Annotated in this window: 24 protein-coding genes; 23 read left to right on the forward strand and 1 reads right to left on the reverse strand. The window is 32.6% G+C overall.

Features of this window, described 5'->3' with window-relative positions:
- Positions 1 to 2 precede the first annotated feature (2 nt).
- The 22 genes from DEFDS_RS02270 to murB are packed head-to-tail and all read left to right on the forward strand — an operon-like array spanning position 3 to position 21,443.
- Positions 3 to 1,064 (forward strand): M24 family metallopeptidase, encoded by a 1,062-nt coding sequence (locus DEFDS_RS02270; RefSeq protein WP_013007196.1) that lies wholly within the window; start codon positions 3 to 5, stop codon positions 1,062 to 1,064.
- Positions 1,065 to 1,077: 13 nt separating this feature from the next.
- On the forward strand, positions 1,078 to 1,647 hold the full coding sequence (gene efp / locus DEFDS_RS02275; RefSeq protein ID WP_013007197.1) for an elongation factor P: 570 nt from the start codon (positions 1,078 to 1,080) through the stop codon (positions 1,645 to 1,647).
- A gap of 29 nt (positions 1,648 to 1,676) precedes the next feature.
- Complete coding sequence (accB, locus tag DEFDS_RS02280; RefSeq protein WP_013007198.1) at positions 1,677 to 2,159, forward strand: acetyl-CoA carboxylase biotin carboxyl carrier protein; 483 nt, start codon at positions 1,677 to 1,679, stop codon at positions 2,157 to 2,159.
- A gap of 20 nt (positions 2,160 to 2,179) precedes the next feature.
- Complete coding sequence (accC, locus tag DEFDS_RS02285) at positions 2,180 to 3,517, forward strand: acetyl-CoA carboxylase biotin carboxylase subunit (RefSeq protein ID WP_013007199.1); 1,338 nt, start codon at positions 2,180 to 2,182, stop codon at positions 3,515 to 3,517.
- Positions 3,514 to 5,106 carry a tetratricopeptide repeat protein gene (locus DEFDS_RS02290; protein WP_013007200.1) on the forward strand — a complete coding sequence of 531 codons (1,593 nt, stop codon included), beginning with the start codon at positions 3,514 to 3,516 and terminating at the stop codon, positions 5,104 to 5,106. Before accC ends, DEFDS_RS02290 begins: the two co-directional genes overlap by 4 nt.
- Positions 5,099 to 5,707, forward strand: coding sequence for a hypothetical protein (locus tag DEFDS_RS02295; RefSeq protein ID WP_013007201.1), 609 nt, complete (start codon positions 5,099 to 5,101; stop codon positions 5,705 to 5,707). Before DEFDS_RS02290 ends, DEFDS_RS02295 begins: the two co-directional genes overlap by 8 nt.
- 14 nt (positions 5,708 to 5,721) lie before the next feature.
- Positions 5,722 to 6,567: a 4-(cytidine 5'-diphospho)-2-C-methyl-D-erythritol kinase gene (ispE, locus tag DEFDS_RS02300; RefSeq protein ID WP_013007202.1), complete on the forward strand. Its 846-nt coding sequence runs from the start codon at positions 5,722 to 5,724 to the stop codon at positions 6,565 to 6,567.
- An 11-nt stretch (positions 6,568 to 6,578) separates the two neighbouring features.
- Complete coding sequence (locus DEFDS_RS02305; protein WP_013007203.1) at positions 6,579 to 7,535, forward strand: ribose-phosphate pyrophosphokinase; 957 nt, start codon at positions 6,579 to 6,581, stop codon at positions 7,533 to 7,535.
- Positions 7,535 to 8,125 carry an aminoacyl-tRNA hydrolase gene (pth, locus tag DEFDS_RS02310; protein WP_041223565.1) on the forward strand — a complete coding sequence of 197 codons (591 nt, stop codon included), beginning with the start codon at positions 7,535 to 7,537 and terminating at the stop codon, positions 8,123 to 8,125. The genes DEFDS_RS02305 and pth overlap by 1 nt, the downstream gene beginning before the upstream one ends.
- On the forward strand, positions 8,110 to 10,128 hold the full coding sequence (locus DEFDS_RS02315) for a sodium-translocating pyrophosphatase (RefSeq protein WP_013007205.1): 2,019 nt from the start codon (positions 8,110 to 8,112) through the stop codon (positions 10,126 to 10,128). The genes pth and DEFDS_RS02315 overlap by 16 nt, the downstream gene beginning before the upstream one ends.
- A 55-nt stretch (positions 10,129 to 10,183) precedes the next feature.
- Positions 10,184 to 11,275, forward strand: a complete 1,092-nt coding sequence (gene ychF / locus DEFDS_RS02320) for a redox-regulated ATPase YchF (protein ID WP_013007206.1) — start codon at positions 10,184 to 10,186, stop codon at positions 11,273 to 11,275.
- Positions 11,268 to 12,041 carry an SH3 domain-containing protein gene (locus tag DEFDS_RS02325; protein ID WP_013007207.1) on the forward strand — a complete coding sequence of 258 codons (774 nt, stop codon included), beginning with the start codon at positions 11,268 to 11,270 and terminating at the stop codon, positions 12,039 to 12,041. The genes ychF and DEFDS_RS02325 overlap by 8 nt, the downstream gene beginning before the upstream one ends.
- Complete coding sequence (gene moaC, locus DEFDS_RS02330) at positions 12,038 to 12,514, forward strand: cyclic pyranopterin monophosphate synthase MoaC (RefSeq protein WP_013007208.1); 477 nt, start codon at positions 12,038 to 12,040, stop codon at positions 12,512 to 12,514. The genes DEFDS_RS02325 and moaC overlap by 4 nt, the downstream gene beginning before the upstream one ends.
- 22 nt (positions 12,515 to 12,536) lie before the next feature.
- Positions 12,537 to 13,370: a nitrilase-related carbon-nitrogen hydrolase gene (locus DEFDS_RS02335; RefSeq protein WP_013007209.1), complete on the forward strand. Its 834-nt coding sequence runs from the start codon at positions 12,537 to 12,539 to the stop codon at positions 13,368 to 13,370.
- Positions 13,371 to 14,198: an NAD+ synthase gene (locus DEFDS_RS02340; protein WP_013007210.1), complete on the forward strand. Its 828-nt coding sequence runs from the start codon at positions 13,371 to 13,373 to the stop codon at positions 14,196 to 14,198.
- 16 nt (positions 14,199 to 14,214) lie between these two features.
- Entirely contained in the window at positions 14,215 to 15,681 is a 1,467-nt protein-coding gene (gene guaB / locus DEFDS_RS02345) for an IMP dehydrogenase (RefSeq protein WP_013007211.1), read from the forward strand.
- Between the two features lie 38 nt (positions 15,682 to 15,719).
- Positions 15,720 to 17,273 carry a glutamine-hydrolyzing GMP synthase gene (gene guaA / locus DEFDS_RS02350; RefSeq protein WP_013007212.1) on the forward strand — a complete coding sequence of 518 codons (1,554 nt, stop codon included), beginning with the start codon at positions 15,720 to 15,722 and terminating at the stop codon, positions 17,271 to 17,273.
- Positions 17,274 to 17,275: 2 nt separating this feature from the next.
- Positions 17,276 to 18,508, forward strand: coding sequence for a lipoprotein-releasing ABC transporter permease subunit (locus DEFDS_RS02355; RefSeq protein WP_013007213.1), 1,233 nt, complete (start codon positions 17,276 to 17,278; stop codon positions 18,506 to 18,508).
- On the forward strand, positions 18,508 to 19,155 hold the full coding sequence (locus tag DEFDS_RS02360) for an ABC transporter ATP-binding protein (protein WP_013007214.1): 648 nt from the start codon (positions 18,508 to 18,510) through the stop codon (positions 19,153 to 19,155). Before DEFDS_RS02355 ends, DEFDS_RS02360 begins: the two co-directional genes overlap by 1 nt.
- Positions 19,155 to 19,766: a trimeric intracellular cation channel family protein gene (locus DEFDS_RS02365; protein WP_013007215.1), complete on the forward strand. Its 612-nt coding sequence runs from the start codon at positions 19,155 to 19,157 to the stop codon at positions 19,764 to 19,766. The genes DEFDS_RS02360 and DEFDS_RS02365 overlap by 1 nt, the downstream gene beginning before the upstream one ends.
- Positions 19,767 to 19,788: 22 nt before the next feature.
- The gene (mtnP, locus tag DEFDS_RS02370) at positions 19,789 to 20,583 is read left to right on the forward strand and encodes an S-methyl-5'-thioadenosine phosphorylase (protein ID WP_013007216.1); all 795 of its coding nucleotides are present in this window, start codon (positions 19,789 to 19,791) and stop codon (positions 20,581 to 20,583) included.
- On the forward strand, positions 20,580 to 21,443 hold the full coding sequence (gene murB / locus DEFDS_RS02375) for a UDP-N-acetylmuramate dehydrogenase (RefSeq protein WP_013007217.1): 864 nt from the start codon (positions 20,580 to 20,582) through the stop codon (positions 21,441 to 21,443). Before mtnP ends, murB begins: the two co-directional genes overlap by 4 nt.
- Before the next feature lie 8 nt (positions 21,444 to 21,451).
- Here murB and lexA read toward each other — a convergent pair whose 3' ends face one another.
- Positions 21,452 to 22,042 (reverse strand): transcriptional repressor LexA, encoded by a 591-nt coding sequence (gene lexA, locus DEFDS_RS02380; protein WP_013007218.1) that lies wholly within the window; start codon positions 22,040 to 22,042, stop codon positions 21,452 to 21,454.
- A 266-nt stretch (positions 22,043 to 22,308) separates the two neighbouring features.
- On the opposite strand from lexA, the gene dinB reads away from it, so the two are divergent.
- A complete protein-coding gene (gene dinB, locus DEFDS_RS02385) occupies positions 22,309 to 23,511 on the forward strand; it encodes a DNA polymerase IV (protein WP_013007219.1) in 1,203 nt (400 codons plus the stop codon).
- Positions 23,512 to 23,621 lie beyond the last annotated feature (110 nt).

A 23,621-nucleotide genomic window follows, 5' to 3' on the forward strand; every position in this document is an offset into this window, starting at 1 on the left:
TGATGCGCAAAAGTAGAATTACAAGATTAAGAGATTATTTGAGCAAAAATGGTTATTTGCCTTATTTCATTAGTGATATGTCAAATATTTTTTATCTCACAGGGTTTACTGGAAGTACTGCTTTTGTAATTATAACAGAAAATGATAATATATTTTTGACTGATTTTAGATACGAAATTCAGTCAAAAAAAGAGGTTATAGAAGATTTTACGATAAAGATAGCGAATAATTATAAAGAGCTTTTTGAAAAAATTCTTTGCAAATATAAAAAAGCCTACATTGAACCTTCTAGCAATTTGTCAGTTTTATTGTCTTTGCAAAAGTTGAATATAGATGTTTCAGTAGCTGAAAATGATTATGTTAAAGATTTGAGAATGATAAAAGATAGCAATGAGATTGAAGAAATAAAAGGAGCCTACTTGATAGCTGAAAAGGCTTTTTTGAATACGATAGAAAATATGAAATATAACGAAGAGGAAAATAAAGTTGCAGCTTACCTGGAAAATATGATGAAAATTAATGGAGCAAGAAAACCGAGTTTTGATACAATTGTTGCTTCAGGGTTTAGGGGTGCTTTACCTCATGGGGTTGCTAGTGATAAGAAAATTTTAAAAAATGAACCGATAATCGTAGATTTTGGATGCAAAGTTAATTATTGTAGTGATATAACCAGGGTCATTTATGATGGAAGAGATAAACATGTTTTAAGTATTATTGAAATTGTAGAAAGTGCGTTAATGTATGCAAAGGAGAGTGTAAAACCTGGTATGAAGTGCAAAGATGTGGATAAAGTCGCTAGAGATTATATAGATAAAAAAGGTTATGGTAACTTTTTCAATCACGGCTTAGGTCATGGTATTGGTATAGATGTTCATGAGAAACCTGCATTTAATTTGAGGGATCAAACTGTTTTGCAAGAAGGGATGGTGTTAACTATAGAACCAGGTATTTATTTCGAAAATGATTTTGGGATAAGATTAGAGGATACAATTGTTGTAACATCAGATGGCTGTAATACACTTAATGAAAAACTTAATAGATATGTTTATCAAATACAAAAATAATGAGAGGTGAAGAATGATTACTCCTAATCAATTTAAAAGAGGCACAAAGGTTGAAGTAGATGGTGAACCTTATGTTGTGGTAGAATATCTTCATGTTAAGATGGGTCGTGGTGGAGCAAATGTTAGAACAAAATTAAAAAGTTTGTTAACAGGGAATGTTATCGAGAAAAACTTTAAATCTGATGAAAAATTGAAACAACCGGACTTTGAAGAAAAAGAGATGCAGTATCTTTATAATGATGGGGAAAACTATTATTTTATGGATAATGAAACATATGAGCAGGTAACAATAAGTAGTAGTGATGTTGGTGATGCTGCGTTGTTTATGCCAGAGAATTTAAATGTTACAGTTTTGATATATAATGGTAAACCTGTGGGTATCGAATTACCCACTTTTGTAGAATTAGAAGTGGCTGAAACTGAGCCTGGAGTTAAAGGTGACACGGTAAGCGGAGGCTCAAAACCTGCAAAAGTTGTTACTGGTGGTACAGTTCAGGTGCCGTTATTTATTTCAGAGGGTGATGTGATAAAAATAGATACGAGGGATGGCAAATATATAGAAAGAGTTAAAAGTGCTAAGTAGTATTTTAAAATTTACAAAAGGAGTTAGAGATGGATTTAAAAGTTATTAAAGAGTTAGTTAAGTTGATTGATAAAAGTAATATTACTGAGTTTGAGTATGAAAGCGATACGGAAAGGATTTACCTTTCAAAAAATGTTGAGGTTAATGTTGTACCAAATCAGAGTGCCTCGCAGCCAGTGGTAATGCAACCGAGTGAAATTAACACTAAACAAGAAAGTGATAGCGGAGAGCAAATCAGCAGTGATAATGCAGAATCAACAAAAGATTCTAACTATGTTGAGATAAAGTCTCCTATAGTGGGTACCTTTTATGAAGCACCAGCTCCAGGTGCAGAACCCTTTGTAAAAGAAGGGGATACTGTGAAAAAAGGGCAAACATTATGTATTATTGAAGCTATGAAGATTATGAATGAGATAGAAGCTGAATTTGATTGTAAAATTATAAAAAAAGTAGGACAAAACGCAAAACCTGTAGAGTATGGTGAGACGATTTTTATTGTTGAGCCTTTATAATTAGAAACTAGGAGAATGAAATGTTAAAAAGGGTTCTAATCGCTAATAGAGGTGAAATTGCATTAAGAATTATTAGAGCTTGTAAAGAATTGGGTATTGAAACTGTAGCAGTTTATTCCACCGCTGATAAGGAATCGTTACATGTGGCATTTGCTGATGAGGCTATTTGTATAGGGCCTCATACCGCTTCAGATAGTTATCTGAATATAAAAAACATAATTGCTGCAGCAGAAGTAGCAGATGTTGATGGAATTCACCCAGGTTACGGCTTTTTGGCTGAAAATGCTGATTTTGCAAAGATATGTGAAGATTGCGGTTTTAAATTTATTGGCCCAAAATCAGAGCATATTGAATTGATGGGTAACAAAGCAAAAGCAAAAGAGACAATGAAAAAGTATGGTGTCCCTGTAGTGCCTGGTAGTGAAGGTGCTGTGGCTGATCCTGATGAAGCTTTAAAAATAGCCAAAGAGATTGGATTTCCTGTTATCATTAAGGCTTCTGCTGGTGGTGGTGGGAAAGGGATGCGTGTTGCCCATAACGAGATGAGCTTTTTAACTCAATTTGAAACGGCTAAAAATGAGAGTGAAAAAGCTTTTGGTTGTGGAGATGTTTATATAGAGAAATATATTGAATCTCCAAGACATATCGAGATACAGGTTTTTGGCGATTCAAAAGGGAACGCTGTGCACTTTTTTGAAAGAGAGTGTTCAATTCAACGAAGACATCAAAAGCTTATTGAGGAAGCACCAAGCCCATTTTTAACAGAAAGAATGAGATATAAAATGGGGGAGATTTCAGTAAATGCTGTAAAAAATCTAGGTTATGAAAATGCTGGGACTATCGAGTATATTGTGGATAGCTCTGGAAACTTTTATTTTATGGAGATGAACACAAGAATTCAGGTGGAGCATCCAGTTACTGAGATGATTACGGGGGTAGATCTAGTAAAACTGCAACTTTTAGTGGCCTCAGGTTATGAGATACCATACAAACAGGAAGATATTAAAATTAATGGTCATGCCATAGAGTGTAGAATAAATGCGGAAGACCCTGATAATTTTATGCCTTCACCTGGTTTGATAAATGCGTACTATGCTCCTGGTGGTTTCGGAGTTAGGGTTGATTCGGCTGCTTATCAGGAGTATACAGTATTGCCATATTATGATTCGATGATTGCAAAATTAATAGTGCACTCTGAGTCAAGAAAGGGAGCTATTTCAAAAATGAAAGTGGCTTTAAATGAATTTATTATTGAAGGTGTAAAAACAACTATACCTTTACATTTAAAGATAATGGATCATTATAAATTTATTGAAGGTGATGTAAGTACAGATTTTTTGGAGAAATACTTTAAATGATAAGAATTTTTTTTCTTTTTCTCTTTTTGTTTGGATGTTCTGTTGTTAATCAGGCAAAAATTAGTAATCCTGCTATATTATACGACAAATATGTCAATATCTTAAAATATGAAGAAACAGGTAATTATGATAAGGCATTGAAGTTGATAGACGATTTATTAAACTATGACAATGATCCTTATTTGGTATTAAAAAAAGGGGAGTACCTAATCCGTTTAAAAAGGTATGATGAAGCAAGGGATTTATATCTGAAATTTTTAGAAAAAGAGGATTATCCAGGTATTTTATATAATTTAGCAAATATTTATAAAACATATTATAAAGATTACGATTCAGCAATTAAATATCTATCTAAACTGATAAAAATTGAGAAAAGAGAAGGTTATTTGTTGGAGCTAATGAAACTTTATGAGCTAAAAGGTGATTATGCTAAAGCTATTGGTGTGTTGGACGAGTTGATTGGTTTAAACCCTTCTTCCGCATATTATTATCAAAGAGGTACCCTTTATCTCAAACTTGGCTTGGAGAAAAAAGGTTTAAAAGATTTAGAACAAGCATACAAGAATGATAAATATCCTTTGGCTCTATACAAGCTTGCTGATTATTACCTTAAAAAGGGTGATAAAGAGAAAGCTGTTAAGTATTTATCAAGCGTTGTAAATAAACATCCTGAGCAGGCAAGCCTTAAGTTTCAACTAGGCAGATTATATATGGATTTAAAAGAGTACGATAAGGCTGTGGAGATTTTTGAGGAACTTGAGAAAAGTGATAATGAATTGCTTAAAACCACAGCTATGAAACAGCTCGCAAGCATTTATTTTGACAAAAAAGTGTATGATAGAGCTCTTAGTTATTTTAAAAAGATAATAGAGATTAAAAATGATGACGTTCAGTCTTATTATTTTGCAGGCTATCTATCCGAAATTTTAAAAAATTATGATGAAGCTATTAAATTTTATAAGGGAGCTTTAAAAATTGATTCTGATTATACAGAAGCTAAAAAGAGATTGGTTGTTATTTTTTCAAAACGAGGGGAATATGGTAAGTCATTGGAGTTGCTAGATAGTATCGATAAATCTATGAGAGATGTTGACTATTATAGACTGAAAGCAGCTATTTTTTATGATAAGGGGGAGTATGAAAAAGCAATATCCGTTTTAAAAGAGGGAGTAAAAGCTGGAAATGATGATGAGGAAATATATTTTGATTTGGCAATAAATTATGAAAAATTAAAAGATGTTAAAAATGCAGAGAAGTATTTGCTGAAAGTTATCGAAATAAATCCTAGAAACGCATCTGCTTTAAATTTTTTGGGTTATATGTATGCTGAAAAAGGGATTAAACTTGATGATGCATACAAATTGATAAAAAAAGCATTAGAAATTGAGCCTGATAATCCTGCATATATAGATAGTATAGGGTGGGTATTTTATCAAAAAGGGTTATATTCAAAATCTTTTGAATATTTAAAAAGAGCTTATCTTCTTGCTCCACAGGAAGAGGAAATAAAGGAGCATTATATCAAGGTTATTAAAAAACTGTATCCTGATAAAAAGGTTGAAGATTTTTTAATTCATAAAAATGAATAAAAATATAATAGTATATATTCTTCTAAGTTTATTAATTTTCTCTGGTTGTGCTAAAAAGGTTGTTTTCAAATTTGAATCATCCAATAATCTTTTAATAAAAAAAATAAAAGAAGCAAATCTTTATCCGTGTAATTTTAAAGGTAAAGCAGTTATAAATTATGAAGATAGGTTATATAAAGTTAAGTTTAAATCATTGTTTAATAAAAAATGTGATAGGGATGCTAAGTTTTATATTCTAGGGGTGTTAAATAGTATTGCGGCTGAAATTGATATTGAGGATGGAAAGGTTATTGTTAAAAAGGCAAAAGAGGATGTATCGTCAGATTTAAGGAATTTTTTAAATAATGTAAATGCCTCATCTCTAATCGGTTTATTAAATATTCCGTACAAAACCCCTTTTGATGTTAAAGATAAAAAGGTGCAAGGTGAGAACCTTATTTTAGTTGATAATAAAGGTGTTATTTTTACCGTAGATAGAAATTATAAAATTATATCAATCAAAAAGGGTGAAAATGAAATAAAGTATAATTATTCTGGTAAAACGATAAACTCTATTGAATTTAAAGGCAAAGAAACACATCTGTTAGTCACATTTATTTAAAATAGAGGTTTCATATGAGTTATATGTTATCTAAAAGTTATGCGAAGATTAATCTTTTTTTATATGTTACTGGCAAAAGGGAAGATGGATATCATAATATTTTTTCATTATTTGGTAAATTAAACTTTTACGATGTGATTAAAATTGAAAGGAATAAAAAATTTCAAATTTACTGTAATAACAAAATGATACCAACTGATAAAAGAAATTTTATATTCAAAGTGTATGAAATACTAAAAAAAGAGTACGGTTTGGATTTAAATATAAAAGTTACGCTATTTAAAAATATTCCCATTGAAGCAGGGTTAGGTGGAGGAAGCAGCAACTGTGCTGTTTTTTTAAGAATGATTAATGAGTATTTTAATTTGAATATGTCAAAGGATGAAATGATAAATGTATTAAAAAGAGTTAGTGCCGATGCTCCAATTTTTTTATTTGATAAAGCAGTTGTTGCAGAAGGGATTGGTGATGAAATATTGTATGAAGTAGATTTACCAAAGTGTTATGTTTTATTAGTTAAACCACAATTTGGAGTTAGCACGAAAGATGCATATAGTAGTAAAAATTTGAAGTTGACAACTAAACCACATATTACTAATATTCATTCGCTTTCAAATTTAAACGAATTAAGCAAATTGATGTGCAATAGTTTAGAGACTGCAGTGTTTAAAGATTATAAGGAGTTGTATTTTATAAAAAATACCATGGAAAACCTTGGCGCATTAAAATCTTTAATGTCTGGTAGTGGCTCAACTATTTTTGGTCTTTTTGATTCTAAAAATCAGTTAAATAACGCCTATAACTTTTTTAAGAAGATTTCCAATAAAGGATATTTTGTTTTAAAAACTAATATATTGTAGGAGAATAAAAAATGGGTAAAGATATGGATTTTTTAGTTTTTTGTGGAAATTCAAATAAACAGCTTGCTGAAGAGATAGTTAAAAAACTTGGTATGAGACTTAGTGATGCTACAGTAACTCAATTTAGTGATGGTGAAATATTTGTAAGGATTAATGAGAGTGTTAGGGGTAGAGACGTTTTTGTTATTCAATCTTCAAATAATCCTGCAGAAAAGCATCTTATGGAATTGATGATAATGGTAGATGCTCTAAGGAGAGCTTCAGCTAATTCTGTAACAGCTGTCATCCCTTATTTTGGGTATGCAAGACAGGATAGAACTGTTGAACCAAGGGTTCCAATTACCGCAAAGCTTGTGGCAAATCTTTTGACCACATCTGGTATAAATAGAATGGTTACAATGGACTTGCATGCTGGACAAATTCAGGGATTTTTTGATATTCCAGTTGACAACCTATATGCTTCACCGATTATAACAAAATATTTGATAGATAATGGTGCTCAGGGTAATGATTACGTTATAGTTTCTCCAGATGCTGGTGGTGTTCCAAGAGCTAGAGCTTACGCAAAAATATTGAACACTTCTTTGGCTATTATTGATAAAAGAAGAACAGCTCCAAATGAAGCAAAAGCTATGCATGTTATCGGTGATGTTAAAAATAAGCATGTTATTATAGTGGATGATATGATTGATACTGCAGGTACATTGACAGAGGCTGCAAATGCTGTTTTGGAAATGGGAGCAAAAAGTGTTAGGGCTTGTGCAACCCATGCTGTTTTAAGCGGTCCTGCAATAGAGCGTATAGTAAATAGCGCCTTAGAAGAAGTTGTTGTTACGAATACAATTGAACTATCAAAGGATAAAATATCTATTTCCAAAATAAAGGTTTTATCAGTTGCAGATATTTTTTCTGAGGCTATAAAAAGGATTCATAAGAAAGAGAGTATTAGTTCTTTATTTACAAGTTGATGAGTAAAAAGTTGATCGTAGGCCTGGGAAATCCAGGCAAAGAATATGCTAAAACTAGGCATAATATTGGATTTATGGTATTAGATGAAGTTGCATCTTACTTTAACGTAAACTTTAAAAGTGGGTTTAAAGGTGTTTATGGTGAATATAAGAATTGGCTGTTTTTAAAACCTTTTACTTATATGAATAGAAGTGGTGAGTCTGTTAAGGAAATAGTTGATTTTTATAAAATAAATGTTGAGGATATACTCGTTATACATGATGATCTTGATATGGATTTTGGTAAGATAAAATTTAAAAAAGGTGGCAGTGACGGTGGGCATAATGGTATCCGTTCTATTATAAATCATTTAGACAGTACTGATTTTTATAGGTTTAAAATAGGTATATCAAAACCGTTGCGCTCAGAATACACATCTAAGTATGTTTTAGCCGAATTTAATAGTTTTGAGAAAAAAGTGTTGCCAGATTTGTTAGTTTTATGTAGAAATGCTATCCAATGTTTTATTGAGAGTGGGGCAAAGGCAGCAATGAATAATTTCAACAATAAAAAAATAGAAAAGGAGGATAACCAATGTCGTCAACCTTAATGTATCTTGCTCCTATTATGGGGGTAGCTGGGCTGATAATCGCTTTTCTGATTTATAACTACATCAAAAGTCAGCCTGTCGGTAATGAGAAGATGAAAGAGATATCTGAGATGATCCATGATGGAGCAATGGCTTTTTTAGGTAGGGAGTACAGGGTACTTTCTATCTTTGTAATAATTGTTTTCTTATTGATGCTGTTTTCTAAAGATTTAGGCTTTAAAACAGCTATTGCTTTCTTAAGTGGTGCTATTTGTTCAGTATTAGCAGGATTTTTTGGTATGAAATCTGCTACCAGAGCTAATGTAAGGACAAGTGAAGCTGCAAGAAGCAAAGGGATGGATGCTGCACTTTTTGTTTCCTATAACGGTGGTGCGGTTATGGGGCTTGCAGTGGCAAGTCTTGGGTTATTAGGTGTTGGTATATACTTTGCACTTTTTGGCGATCCAGAGAATGCTAAGTATATAAACGGATTTGCAATGGGTGCATCTTCAATTGCCCTTTTTGCTAGAGTTGGTGGTGGTATTTATACAAAGGCTGCTGACGTTGGTGCTGACTTAGTTGGTAAAGTAGAAGCAGGAATCCCTGAGGATGACCCAAGAAACCCTGGTGTTATTGCTGATAACGTGGGTGATAATGTTGGTGATATCGCAGGAATGGGTGCTGATATCTTTGAATCATACGTTGGTTCTATTATCGCAACAGTTGCAATTGCTGCTACAGCAAATGAGGCATTACTTGCTAAGCTTGGTGGAGCAAATCTTCAGCCATATTTAATGTACCTACCTGTTTTTTTGGCTGTTATTGGATTGGCAGCTTCATTAATTGGTGTTTTCTCTATGAAAGTTCTTAAAAATACAGATCCTCAAAAAGCTTTGAGATATTCTACATTTATAGGTGCTATACTTTTTATAGTGGGTGCTTATGTTGCGATTAAATCATTTGGAATAAGTACTGGTGTTTTCTGGGCTTTATTTCTTGGTACAATAGCAGGGATTGCAATAGGTTTAATTACAGAATATTACACTTCTGCTGGACCAGTTCGTAGAATTGCAGAAGCTTCTAAAACTGGACCTGCTACAAATATTATTCACGGATTTGCGGTTGGTTTGGAAAGTACAGTTTTACCAATTGTAATGATATGTATTGCCATTTTTGTTGCAAACAGCACAGCTGGACTTTACGGTATAGGGATAGCTGCTGTGGGTATGCTTGCTACTGTTGGTGTAACTATGACAGTTGATGCTTATGGTCCAATTGCTGATAACGCAGGTGGTATTTCTGAAATGGCAGAACTTGGACCAGAAGTTAGAAAAATTACAGACAGTTTAGATGCTCTTGGTAATACTACTGCTGCTGTTGGTAAAGGGTTTGCTATTGGTTCTGCTGCGTTAACTGCTTTGGCTCTTTTTGCCGCTTATAGTAGTAGTGCTAAAATTGATATTATAGATATTACTCATCCAAACGTTGTTATTGGTATGTTAATAGGTGGTTTCCTACCATTTTTGATTGCAGCTTTAACAATGACATCTGTTGGTAAAGCTGCTGGGCAAATGGTTGAAGAAATCAGAAGACAGTTTAGAGAAATCCCTGGTCTTCTTGAAGGTAAACCTGGTGTTAAGCCTGATCCAAAAACATGTGTGGATATTTCTACTAAAGCTGCTTTAAGAGAAATGGTTTTACCTGGTGTGATAGCTGTTATTGCACCTATTATTGTAGGATTTGGTATAGGTAAAGAAGCTCTTGGTGGTATGCTTGCTGGTGCAACTGTTACTGGTGTTCTACTTGCATTACTTATGGCTAATGCTGGTGGTGCTTGGGATAATGCTAAAAAGGCAATAGAAAAGGGTGAAATTCCAGGGGAGAAAAAAGGTAGTGAAGCTCATAAAGCTGCAGTTGTGGGAGATACAGTTGGTGACCCATTTAAAGATACAAGCGGACCAGCAATGAATATCTTAATAAAATTGATGAGTATTGTTTCTCTGATTATAGCTCCATTGTTATAAAAAAGGCCGCTTTTAGCGGCCTTTTTTGTTATAAATTTGAAAGAGTGAGGTTTAGATGGGATTTAATTGCGGTATTATAGGATTACCAAATGTTGGGAAATCTACTATATTTAATGCATTAACGAGAGCAAAAGCTGAAAGTGCAAACTATCCATTTTGTACTATTGATCCGAATGTGGGTATTGTTAATGTACCTGACGAAAGACTTTATTTTATAGCTGATTGTATAAAACCTAAAAAGGTTACACCAACAGTAATTGAGTTTGTTGATATTGCAGGTTTAGTAAAAGGTGCCAGCAAAGGTGAAGGGCTTGGTAACCAATTTTTATCTAATATTAGACAGGTTGACGCTATTGCTCATGTTGTGAGATGTTTTGATGATGAAAATGTAGTTCATGTCCATGGGAAAGTTGATCCTGCAAACGATATTGAGATTATAAATACAGAGTTACTGTTAGCTGATTTAGAAGTTTTGGATAAGGCTATATTAAAATTGGAAAAAAATGCTAAAAGTGGGAATAAAGAATTAAAAGAGAGAGTTGCAGTTTTAAAAAGTATTTATTCAAAAGCATCAGAGGGCATATTATTAAGAAATCTTTTATCCGAAGAGGAAAAGGTACTTCTTAAAGAATATAATCTACTTACATTAAAGCCAATGATGTATGTATTAAATGTTGATGAAGATGGATTATTCGAAGATAATGATTATGTTAAACAGGTTAAAGAAATAGCTGAGAGAGAAAATGCAAAAGTTATTAAAATTAGTGGGAAGATGGAAGCGGAACTCGCTGAGCTTGAAGAAGATGAAGCTAAACAGTATTTAGAAGAGCTAGGTGTTGAAAGATCTGGTTTGGAAACATTAATTATAGAAGGTTATAAGTTATTAGATTTAATAACTTTTTTTACAGCAGGGGAAAAAGAGGTAAAAGCTTGGACTATAAAGAATGGAACAACGGCTGTTAAAGCTGCTGGAAAAATTCACTCAGATATTGAAAGAGGTTTTATTAGGGCAGAGGTTGTTGATTACAGCACATTTAAAGAGTACAAATCGATGCAGAAAATTAAAGAATTGGGTAAACTCAGGTTAGAAGGGAAAGAGTATATTGTAAAAGACGGAGATATAATATATTTTAGGTTTAATGTTTAGGTATTTAGTTTATCTAATAATTTTAATTTTACCTACTTTAGGCTTTTCAGATAATAAAACTGCGTCAAACAAATATGTAGAACTTCTCGCTAAAGTAAAAAACACTACATATGTCTATAAACAACCTGATACAAAATCAAAAAAACTGAGAAAAATTTATAAAGGTTCAAAAATTATAGTAATTCAAGATGTAAACGCTGACTGGTATTTAGTTAAATACAATAATGTCAGGACTGGTTATGTTTTAAAGAAATATATAGAATTGAGATATACATTAAAAAAGGAAGTTAAAAGGGTACCGTACCAATTAAAAAAATTAGAAATTGATTTAGATAGTATGATAAAAAGGTATAATTTTTATATGAAAGAATCAAGATTTTTTATGGATACCGGCTATGTCCCTGTATTTAAATTACATTCAGTAAAAAAATCAGGTGATACTGTTACAGTTTCTCTTTTATATGATATTGAGGTGAAGAAAGGTGTAAAAGTATTGGATAAGAATAACCCTTTTGCAGATATCTTACAAAAGTTTATAGAGGTTATTTTCTTTAAAATGTTTATAGAAAAAGCTAAAAATTATCAAATTGTTATTTTTACACAGGATGGAAAAAGTAAAAATGAGTATGCAAAACTTAGATATGTCGCTGATGAAAAAAGGTTTTTTGAAATTAAAAATTATGATGGTAAAATATGGGATTATATCGAAAGTACTGTAGATCCGGATACACTGTTTAAATATTTACCTGTAAAGGGGGATGTATGAAATTTACTCATTTTGATGAAGAAGGTAGAAGTAAAATGGTGGATGTGAGCGAAAAGAGTGATACTTTTAGAGAGGCACATGCATCAGGCTTTATTTATATGAAACAAGAAACGCTTGATTTGATTTTAAACAAGAAGATTGAAAAGGGGAATGTTTTTGAGGTTGCTAGAGTTGCAGGTATAATGGCTTTGAAAAAAACATCAGATTTGATTCCAATGTGTCACCCATTAAATATAACAGGTGCAGAAATACATTTTACTCCTGAACCAGATAAGAATAGAATAAAAATTGACTGCAAAGTTAGATTAACAGGAAAAACTGGTGTTGAAATGGAAGCATTAACAGGTGTTTCTGTTGCTGCACTGACAATTTACGATATGTGTAAAGCTGTTGATAAAGAAATGATTATTTCTGATATAATGTTGATTAAAAAAACAGGTGGCAAAAGTGGGACATTTGTGAGAAAAGTATAGTATATTTTTTCGGGAGTTGATAATGGCCAAAATAACTTTAGCACAAATAAGCCCTTATTTGGGGGATATCAACAAAAATCTTGATTTACATATAGGTTTGATAGAAAAGGGTATAGAATCAAAAGCGGATATTATTGTTTTCCCAGAGCTTTCATTAAGTGGTTATTTTTTAAGAGATCTCGTTGTTGATGCAGGTCTCAGTTTGAAATCTCCAATTTTAAAAAAGATAAAAGAATTATCGAAATATATCTCTATAATTATTGGTGGAGTTTTAGAGGATGAGGATTATCTTTTATATAATTCTGCATTTTATTTTGAAGATGAAGAATTGAAATATATTCATAGAAAAGTTTATTTACCTGATTATACAATGTTTGAAGAAGGTAGATATTTTACAGCGGGAAATAGATTTACAGTCTTTAATACTAAGCATTTTAGAAGTGGGTTATTGATTTGTGAAGATGCTTTACAGGTAAGTTCCATATATGCAATGAAATTACAAAAAGTTGAGATTATTTATGTGATTTCTAATAGCCCTGCCAGGGGTTTATATGAAAATAAATTTTATTCGAAAGATTTTTGGTATACTGCTTTAAAATATATGGCCTTAAGTTGTAATGCTTATGTAGTTTTTGTTAATAGAGTTGGTGTAGAAGAGGGTGTAACCTTTTGGGGCGGCTCAACAATTTTTTCACCTATGGGAGAAATAATTACAGAGTTACCTCTTTTTGATAATGCAGATGTTATGGTTAATATTGAAAAAAGTGAATTAAAAAGAGCAAGAGTTATATCACCATTTTTAAAGGATGATAAAGCACAGATTATATTGCATACAATTAAAAAGATGGAGATATAAATGGGTAAAAGTGAACTTAATTTGGATTATAGACTAGTTACAAAGGTTTTGACTGATTTTATAAAAAATGAGACTGAAAAAGTTGGAATTAAAAATGTAGTTGTTGGTTTAAGTGGTGGTATTGATTCTGCTTTAAGTGCCACATTGGCCACATTAGCGTTGGGTAAAGATAGGGTTTATGCTTATGCTTTACCTTATAAAACAAGTAGTAAAGAGAGTCTTGATGATGCAAAGTTAGTTGCAGATTTTTTGGGAGTTAATTTCGAAATAATTGAGATAACAGATTTTGTTGATCCATATTTTGATAAGAATCCAGATATTTCTAAGTTGAGAAAAGGGAATGTGATGGCAAGGATGCGGATGATAGTTCTTTTTGATAAATCGGCAGAGGTCGGCGGACTTGTTTTAGGAACAAGCAATAAGACTGAGTTGTTACTTGGCTATGGAACCTGGTATGGTGATCTTGCTTCTGCTATTAATCCAATTGGTGATTTATATAAAACTCAAGTATGGGAGCTTGCAGTATATTTAAATATTCCAAAAAGAGTTATAGAGAAGAAGCCAACAGCAGATTTATGGGAAGGCCAAAGTGACGAAGATGAGTTGGGTTTTACTTATAAAGAGGTTGATAGATTACTAAAAGCTATGATTGACGATAGAAAAGATAGTGTAGAACTTATCAGAATGGGTTTTAGTGAAAATTTTATTAACAACATTAAAGAAAGAATTAGAAAAAATCAGTTTAAAAGGCAATTACCAATAATAGCAAAAATTAGTAATAGAACAATTGATAAAGATTTCAGATATAGTAGAGATTGGGGATATTAAAAAAGTGAGGTTATAGATGAATGGAAAAATAATTAAAGAAGCTTTAACTTTTGATGATGTTTTACTTGTGCCTCAAAAAAGTGAAGTGTTACCAAAAGATGTTTCAACGACTACTTATTTGACTTCAAAAATTGTATTAAACATCCCCATTGTTAGTGCTGCGATGGATACAGTAACTGAGGCGAGGATGGCTATTGCTATTGCTCAAGAAGGTGGACTTGGATTTATTCATAAAAATATGAGTATAGAAGAGCAAGCTGAAGAGGTTGATAAAGTTAAGCGTTCTGAAAGTGGTATGATAGTGGATCCTATCACCATAGAGCCTGAAAAAACTGTACAGGATGCTTTGGATCTTATGGCTAAATACAAGATTAGTGGTATTCCTGTGGTTAAAGGGCATAAACTTGTGGGGATTATTACTAATAGAGATTTGCGTTTTGTTACAGATTATACTGGCAAGGTTGAAAAATACATGACAAAGGAAAATCTTGTAACAGTTCCTGTGGGTACATCATTAGAAGAGGCTAAAGAACATCTTCAAAAACATAGAATTGAAAAATTATTGGTGGTGGATGATAACTTTGAATTAAAAGGGCTCATTACTATCAAGGATATAAATAAGAAATTGAAATATCCTAATGCAACTAAAGATGAGCTTGGCAGGCTAAGGGTTGGTGCAGCTGTTGGAGTGGGGCCAGATACTTATGAAAGAGTAGATGCTTTAGTGGAAAAAGGGGTTGATGTTATTGTAGTGGATACAGCTCATGGGCATTCTGTAAAAGTAATTGAAACGGTAAAGGCTATAAAGAAAAAATATCCTGATTTGGATTTAGTGGCTGGAAATGTGGCAACAGCTGAAGCCTGTGAAGATTTAATAAAAGCTGGTGCTGATTGTGTAAAGGTGGGGATCGGACCTGGTTCTATTTGTACAACTAGAGTTGTAGCAGGTGTTGGGGTGCCTCAAATTACGGCTATCATGGATTGTGCACAAGTTGCTGATAAATATAATATACCAATTATTGCTGATGGTGGGATAAAATTTTCTGGAGATATTGTTAAAGCGATAGGCGCTGGTGCGTCTGTGGTTATGATCGGTTCACTTTTAGCTGGAACAACAGAATCACCTGGTGAAATAGAGCTTTATCAAGGGAGAAGCTATAAAGTTTATAGAGGTATGGGCTCTGTTGGTGCGATGAAAAAAGGTAGTAAAGATAGATATTTCCAAGATGAAATGGATGTGGAGAGCAAGTTTGTACCAGAAGGGATCGAAGGTAGAGTGCATTACAAAGGGGATTTAAGTCATACGATATATCAGCTTGTTGGTGGTCTTAGAGCAGGTATGGGGTATTGTGGATGTGCTACCATTGAAGAATTAAGAAAAAATGCAAAATTTGTAAAAATTACAAACTCTGGTCTTAGAGAAAGTCATGTGCATGATGTGATTATCACAAAAGAAGCACCAAACTATTGGATATCAACATAATTTTATAGGATTACAGATAATTGATATAGGGGTGAATAATGGATTATTTGCACAATAAAATATTGATTTTAGATTTTGGGTCTCAATATACGCAGCTTATAGCTAGAAGAATAAGGGAAAATAGGGTTTATTGCGAAATTTTTCCGTATAATGTTGAATTGGAAAGGATAAAAGAGTTTAATCCTAAAGGTATGATCCTCTCAGGTGGTCCTAAAAGTGTATATGATGAAGATGCTCCTTTTGTAAGTGAAGAGATATATGAGCTTGGTATCCCTGTTCTTGGTATATGTTATGGGATGCAGTTGATGTGTAAACATTTTAATGGTGTTGTTGGTAGAGCTGAAAAGAGAGAATATGGCTATGCTGAACTCATTGTTAATCAAAAGGAGATACTTTTTGATGATATACCATTGGAGAATGGGAAGTTAAAAGTATGGATGAGTCATGGGGATAGATTGGAAAAAATGCCTGAAGATTTTATCGTAATAGGAAAAACTGATAATTCACCTGTAGCAGCTATGAAACACAAAGAGAAACCGTTTTATGCGCTTCAGTTTCACCCTGAGGTTGCTCATACCGATTATGGTAGCAGCATCTTAGCAAATTTTGCTATTAAAATTTGTGGTTGCTTGCCTGTTTGGACTGCGGGTAATTTTATTCACAATGAAATAGAAAAGATTAGAGAACAGGTTGGTGATAAAAAGGTTTTATGTGCACTTAGTGGTGGAGTTGATTCATCTGTTGTTGCTGTTTTATTAAATGAAGCTATTGGGAAAAATTTAACATGTGTTTTTGTAAATAATGGTTTATTGAGAAAAAATGAGGCTGAGCAAGTAGTTAAAACATTTAGAGATAATTTTAATATAAATCTTATTTTTGTGGATGCAGAAGAGGAATTTTTAAAGGCTCTAAGAGGGGTAACTGACCCTGAGAAAAAGAGAAAGATAATAGGAAATCTCTTTATAAAAATCTTTGAAAGAGAAGCTGAAAAGCTTGGTAGGTTTGATTTTTTAGCTCAAGGAACACTTTATCCTGATGTAATAGAGTCTGTTTCCTTTAAAGGCCCTTCTGCAACAATTAAAACCCATCATAATGTGGGTGGTTTGCCAGAAAAGATGAATTTCAAACTGATTGAGCCTTTAAGAGAACTTTTTAAAGATGAAGTAAGGCAAGTAGGTTTAGAGTTGGGTTTGCCCGAGGATATAGTATACAGACACCCTTTTCCTGGCCCTGGGTTAGCCATTAGAGTGATTGGAGATATTACAAAAGAAAGATTGGATATTTTAAGAGAAGCAGACTCTATCGCTATTGAAGAGATAAAAAAAGCAGGACTTTATAGAGAAATTTGGCAGGCTTTTACTGTGCTTTTGCCTGTGAAAAGTGTTGGTGTTATGGGGGATGAAAGAACCTATGAGCATGTACTCGCTTTTAGAGCTGTTACAAGCCTTGATGGAATGACTGCAGACTGGGCTAAAATCCCCTATGATGTGCTTGCAAGGATTTCCAATAGAATAATAAATGAAGTTAAAGGGATTAACAGAGTGGTTTATGATATTAGTTCAAAGCCACCAGCAACTATTGAGTGGGAGTAAATGTGGCTAAAATAGATGGGTTTATAGCCTTTAGATATTTAAAATCGAAGAAATCATCAAAAGTTTTATCATTTATTTCTTTTATCTCCATTGTTGGTATTGTTCTTGGTGTTGCTACTTTGATTGTAGTAACGAGCGTTTTAACTGGGTTTTCAGAAAATTTAAAAGAGAAAATAGTTGGAGCAAATTCTCATATAGTAATAAATAAATTAGATGGAACTCCGATTGAAAATTGGAAAAAAATTTCAAAAAAGGTCGAAAAAGTTGATGGAGTGGTAGCTGTTGCTCCATTTATCATGAGTCAGGTTTTGGTTAGCACCAAGGATGTGGTTAATGGAGTTGCTGTAAAAGGGATAATACCCGAATTGGAAGTAAAGGCCACAAATCTGGGTAAATTTATAAAACAGGGGGATTTAAAATCTTTAAGTGATAACTCTACAAAACCTTATATTGCCATTGGAAAGGAGCTTGCAAATACTTTGGGTGTTGTTGTCGGTGACGATGTCGTTTTGATTTCCCCTTTTGGGAAGAAAGGGCCTTTTGGATTTACTCCAATAATGAAACATTTTAGAGTAGGAGCTATTTTTGATACAGGTATGTATGAATACAATAATTCATTAATCTTTGTAGATTTAAATGTGTTAAAAAATTTTTTTAAAATAAAAAGGGAAGGGGTTTCTGGACTATCTGTAAAGACTATTGATTTTAATAAAAGCGGTGAAATAGCAGTAAACATTCAAGCAAAGCTTGGATTCCCTTATTGGGCTAGGGATTGGCTCAGTATGAATAGGAATCTTTTTAGTGCATTAAAACTGGAAAAAGCTGCTATGTTTGTCATACTTACATTGATAGTGGTTGTGGCATCGTTTAATATTATAAGCCTTATTACGATGACGGTAAAAGACAAAAGAAAGGATATAGCAATTTTGAGATCTTTTGGAGCTAATCAGAAATTGATAAGAAAAATATTTGTGAAGCAGGGGTTATTTATTGGTATTGTTGGAACAATAATTGGTGATATCCTTGGCTATCTAATCTGTTTTATATTGGAAAAGTATAAAATCATCAGCTTACCAGAGGATATCTATTATATGGATAGAATACCAGTAAAGATTATGCCAGAGGTGTTTATTATTGTATCTATTTGTGCTGTGATAATTACTTATTTTTCTTCCATATATCCTGCAAAACAAGCAGCAAAACTTGATCCTGTAGAACTGTTGAGGAATGAATAATGTTGTTAGAAGCCAAAAATCTATCTAAAACCTTTAAAAAAGGTGATTATTTTATAAAGGTCTTGGATAATTTTAACTTTGAAGTGGATAAAGGTGATTTTATAGCAATTGTAGGCCCTTCTGGAGCTGGGAAATCTACACTTTTGCATATCCTTGGTGGTTTAGAAAAACCTGATAACGGGTTTGTTTTATTAAATGGTGAAAATATATATAAAGATGAAAAAGAGCTTGATAATATTAGAAATCAGTATTTTGGGTTTGTTTTTCAATTTCATTATCTTTTGGACGATTTTACCGCAATAGAGAATGTAGCTTTGCCTGCTATGATAACTGGTAAAAAAGATGAAGCTTTTAATAAGGCAAAAGCTATATTGGAGAAAATGGGTTTAATTAATAGATTAAATCATTTCCCAAATGAGCTATCAGGTGGAGAACAACAAAGAGTTGCCATAGCAAGAGCTTTGATAAATGATCCACTGATAATATTTGCTGATGAGCCCACAGGGAATTTAGATAAAGAAAATAGTAAAATTGTTATTGATGAGTTTAAAAGATTGAATGAGCAAGGGATAACCATTTTGATGGTTACACATGACGAGCATATTGCCTCTCAGGCAAAGAAAATTTTGCGATTAGAAAAAGCATAATGTTACCAAAGTTTATCTATCTATTTGATCTTGTAGGTACTGCCGCTTTTGCAGCAAGTGGTGCTGTTGCAGGTGTTAGAAAGAAGATGGATTTGTATGGAATAACTTTTCTTGGAGTAGTAACCGCTGTTGGTGGCGGTACTTTAAGAGATATTGTTGTGGGAAGAATTCCGCCTTTTATTTTTAGAGATTATAATTATTTGATTATTTCTATATTGATATCACTGATGACTTTTTATTTTCATAGATTAATAGAGAGAAGATTTAAATTTTTGCTTATTATGGATGCTTTAGGGCTTGGAATATTTACTGTAATTGGCACATCGATCGGGATGGAATATAATATTGGGATGATAGGCTCGGTATTTTTAGGTGTAATGACAGGTACCTTTGGTGGAATGATAAGGGATGTTTTACAACAAGAGGTGCCACTAGTGCTTCAAAGAGAGATATATGCTTCTGCTTGCATAGTGGGTGGATTTTTCTATATTCTTGCTCATAAGATGGGGCTGAGTGAAACTTTTAGTGTAACTTTGGCTGTAATAGTTGTCTTTTCTATAAGACTTATATCGATTTTTAAAAATTGGAATTTACCAAAACCTAAAGTGTAAATTAATCGGTCTGGAGGTTGAAATGAAAATAGGGATAATTGGTGGGAGTGGATTGTATGAAATCGATGGACTTGAATTTATTGAAGAAATAAAACTGGATAATAGATTTGGTAGCCCATCTGATAGCTATAAAGTATTTGATTATAAAGATTGTAAGTTTTACTTTTTAAATAGGCACGGTAAAAATCACAAGATTTTACCACATAATGTAAATTACAGAGCCAATATCTATGGTTTTTATGAACTTGGTGTAAAACATATATTTTCTTTTACTGCAGTTGGTGGGATAAATAAGTTATTAAAACCTGCAGATATTGTTATTCCAGATAATGCGATAGATATGACATATAGTAGAAATTCCACTTTTTATGATGAGCTGGAAGAGAAATACCACATCGACTTTACAAATCCATTTTGCACTAATTTAAGAAATATTCTTATTAAAAGTTGTATGGCACAAAATTTAAGGTTTTTTGATGTTGGAACTTACATTTGCACAAATGGTCCAAGACTTGAAACTGCTGCAGAAATAAAATTTTATAAACAGATTGATGCTGATATCGTGGGTATGACCCTTTTTCCAGAAGCACCATTGGCAAGAGAGTTGGAAATTTGCTATGCAAATATGAGTATTGTGACAAATTATGCCGCTGGTATTAGTAAAACTAAATTAACTGTGGATGAAGTTATTGATACTATGAAAAAAAATAATGAAAATATTAAGAAAGTGATACAAAAGATACCTGATTTTATAAATATAGTCAAAAATGACTGTGAATGCAAAAATGCTTTAAAAGGGACTCGTATTGACAAATGATAATATTAAAAGATGAGATTCTTGCAAATTATACATCCTATAGAGTTGGTGGAAAGGCAAAATATTTTATTAAAGTTATCAATAATGATGATGTTGGGGTTGCTATCAATTTTGCTGAAAGACTTTCTATGAATTATGTTTTGTTGGGAGCTGGTTCTAATGTGTTGTTTATGGATGAAGGTTTTAATGGAGTTGTGATTTACACTGGGTTACTGAATAGATGGATGATAGAAAAAGATGATTATATTTTGGTTGGAGCTGGTGTTAAGCTTTCTGAGTTGGTTGAGTTTTCTGTTGAAAGAGGGGTTTCTGGTTTTGAAGAGCTTGCTGGGATACCTGGCTCTGTTGGTGGTGCTGTAAATATGAATGCTGGAGCTTTTAATACTGAAATAAAGGATGTTTTAACGGAATGTGTTGCCTATGATATGCCTAGAAAGAAGATAATAAATTTATCAAATGCTGATTGCAAGTTTGGTTATCGTATAGCAGAAGGGTTGAAAAATAGAATTGTTTTGTTTGCAAAATTTAAGAAAATGTATGGTGATAAAAAATATCTTAAGTCTAAAGTAGATGAAATATTGAAAAAAAGAGATAGTAAACAACCTTTAGAGTATCCATCCTGCGGTTCAGTTTTTAAAAGGCCAAAAGGGGATTATGCAGGAAGACTTATTGAAGAGTGTGGACTAAAAGGGTATAGGATAGGTGGAGCGATGGTATCTGAAAAACATGCAAATTTCATAGTAAATCTTGGTAATGCCAAAGCAAAAGATATTTTGGACTTGATAGAGTTTGTGCAAAACGAGGTTTATAAAAAATTTAACATTTTATTAGAACCAGAAGTTAAGATCATAAAAAATTAAATTTTCTATTAAATATTTCGCATTATAAAAACTACTTTACCAATTATTTCGAAATCGTCGGTCTCTTCCACTATTATATTTTCATAAAAAGGGTTTTCAGGTTTCAGTATGATTGAGTTTCTATTATAATAATAAGTTTTAACTGTTACTTCTCCATTTAATCTAAAAACGCCGATATCACCATTTTTAAGCTCTTTGGTGAGTTCTACTAAGACTAAATCTTCGTCAAAAATTTTCTTTTCGATCATACTGTCGCCTGTAACTTTTAAAAAGAAATATTTATCTGTGTCTAAAAATTTTTCTAAGTTGATGTAAGTAAGAATATTTTCTTCAGAAAGAATTGGATATCCTGCTGCAACTTTTCCTAAAACAGGGATACCTTTTTTGTGGGTGTGATTGACTATTTCTATTAATCTTGCCTTTCCATGCCCTCTTCTTATTACCCCTTTTTCTTCCAGCCTATCGAGCATTTTTTTTGCTGATGCGGTGGATGATAGTTTTAAATGTGTACAAATTTCTCTTATGGTTGGGTAATAACCGTATCTGTTTTTAAAACTTATAAGAAAATTGAGCATTTGTTCTTGTTTTTTCGTAAGCATAGCTACCTCTTTTTTCTTTTTATGATTTACTTGAAGCTGTTGCACAATTATCTAAATTGATAAAATTTAATAATTTATGAGATTGCTTCAGCAACTTTTGTTGCTTCGCAATGACAAATTTTGTGGTCATTGCGAGCGTTAGTGAAGCAATCTGGAAAATTTGATGATTTTTTCTGTGTAGCAACCTGTATTTGTTTAAATTTCCCTTGAAAGCAAACATTTGTTTGTTTATAATCTGATTGTCAGTAAAAATCAAGGGGATTTTTATGATAATGTGTATAGATATGGATGCATTTTTTGCTTCTGTGGAGCAAGCATCAAATCCACTTTTAAGAGGAAAGCCTGTTGCTGTGATAGGTGCCAAAGAGCGCACTGTGGTGACTACAGCCTCTTATGAGGCTAGAAAGTATGGTGTTAAGACAGGTATGAGTAAGTTTGAGGCTATGAGGTTGTGTCCTCGTATAGTTTTAGTGGTAGGAAACAATCGCAAATATACTTATGTGTCAAAGCAGATATACAATTTTTTGCTTACTATTACTTCTGATGTTGAGATGTATTCTGTGGATGAAGCCTTTCTGGATCTTTCTTCTGTTAATTTGCCCCCTGAAGATGTGGCTTTTATGATCAAAAGTTTTATAAAGAGCAAATTTGGGATTACCTGCTCTATAGGGGTCGGTTCTAATAAACTTATTGCGAAAATGGCAAGTGGAATAAATAAACCAGATGGTTTCTGTTATGTTCCAAGGGAGAAAAATAAAGATTTTATAGATAGTTTTCCCATTTCTAAGATTTGGGGGGTAGGTAGAAGACTTGCAAAAAGGTTTGAAAATTTAGGAATTTTTTCTACGAAGGATTTAAGGGATTTTGGAGTTGATAGTCTTGTAGAGATGTTTGGGAAAAATGGGTATAAGCTTTATGCTATGGCAAATGGTGAATATTTTGAAGGGGTAAATACAAATGAAGAGCCTGTTAAATCCATTGGACATAGTATGACTTTACCGATGGATATATTTAATATGGATGAGTTATCACCATATTTACTTCAGTTGTGTGAAATGGTTTCGGAAAGAGCAAGGCAAAACAGAGTCTCTGGGAAAAGGTTATTTGTGGTGATTAGAGATACAGATATGAAATCTTTTGGAAAAAGTTATACATTACCTTTTTTTACTTCAGCCACACATCATATTTACGATTTTGCCAAAAAAATAATTGAAGATTTTGATATTTCAAAAGGGGTCAGATTGGTGGGGGTATCTCTTGGTAAGTTGGTTCATGATGCTGTTTGTTTGCAAAATATATTTGAAGATGAAAGGAAAAGTAAGCTTTATCGTGCGATGGATAAAATAAATAAGAAATATGGTAGTTTTTCTATCTCTTATGCATCTATTTTAAAATGTAGAAGAAAAGGTGCCCTTACCATTTCTCCAGCCTGGAAACCTGATGGTATACGCAATGTCAATGTGAAATAGATATTTGAAAAGAGGTGCTGTATTACATAAGATATAATATAAATTTGTATAGAAATGGGATGATACTGTAATATAACTTGTGATTGACATTGGGTTTGTCTTATTGTAAT

The organism is Deferribacter desulfuricans SSM1 (assembly GCF_000010985.1).
GTDB lineage: Bacteria > Chrysiogenota > Deferribacteres > Deferribacterales > Deferribacteraceae > Deferribacter > Deferribacter desulfuricans.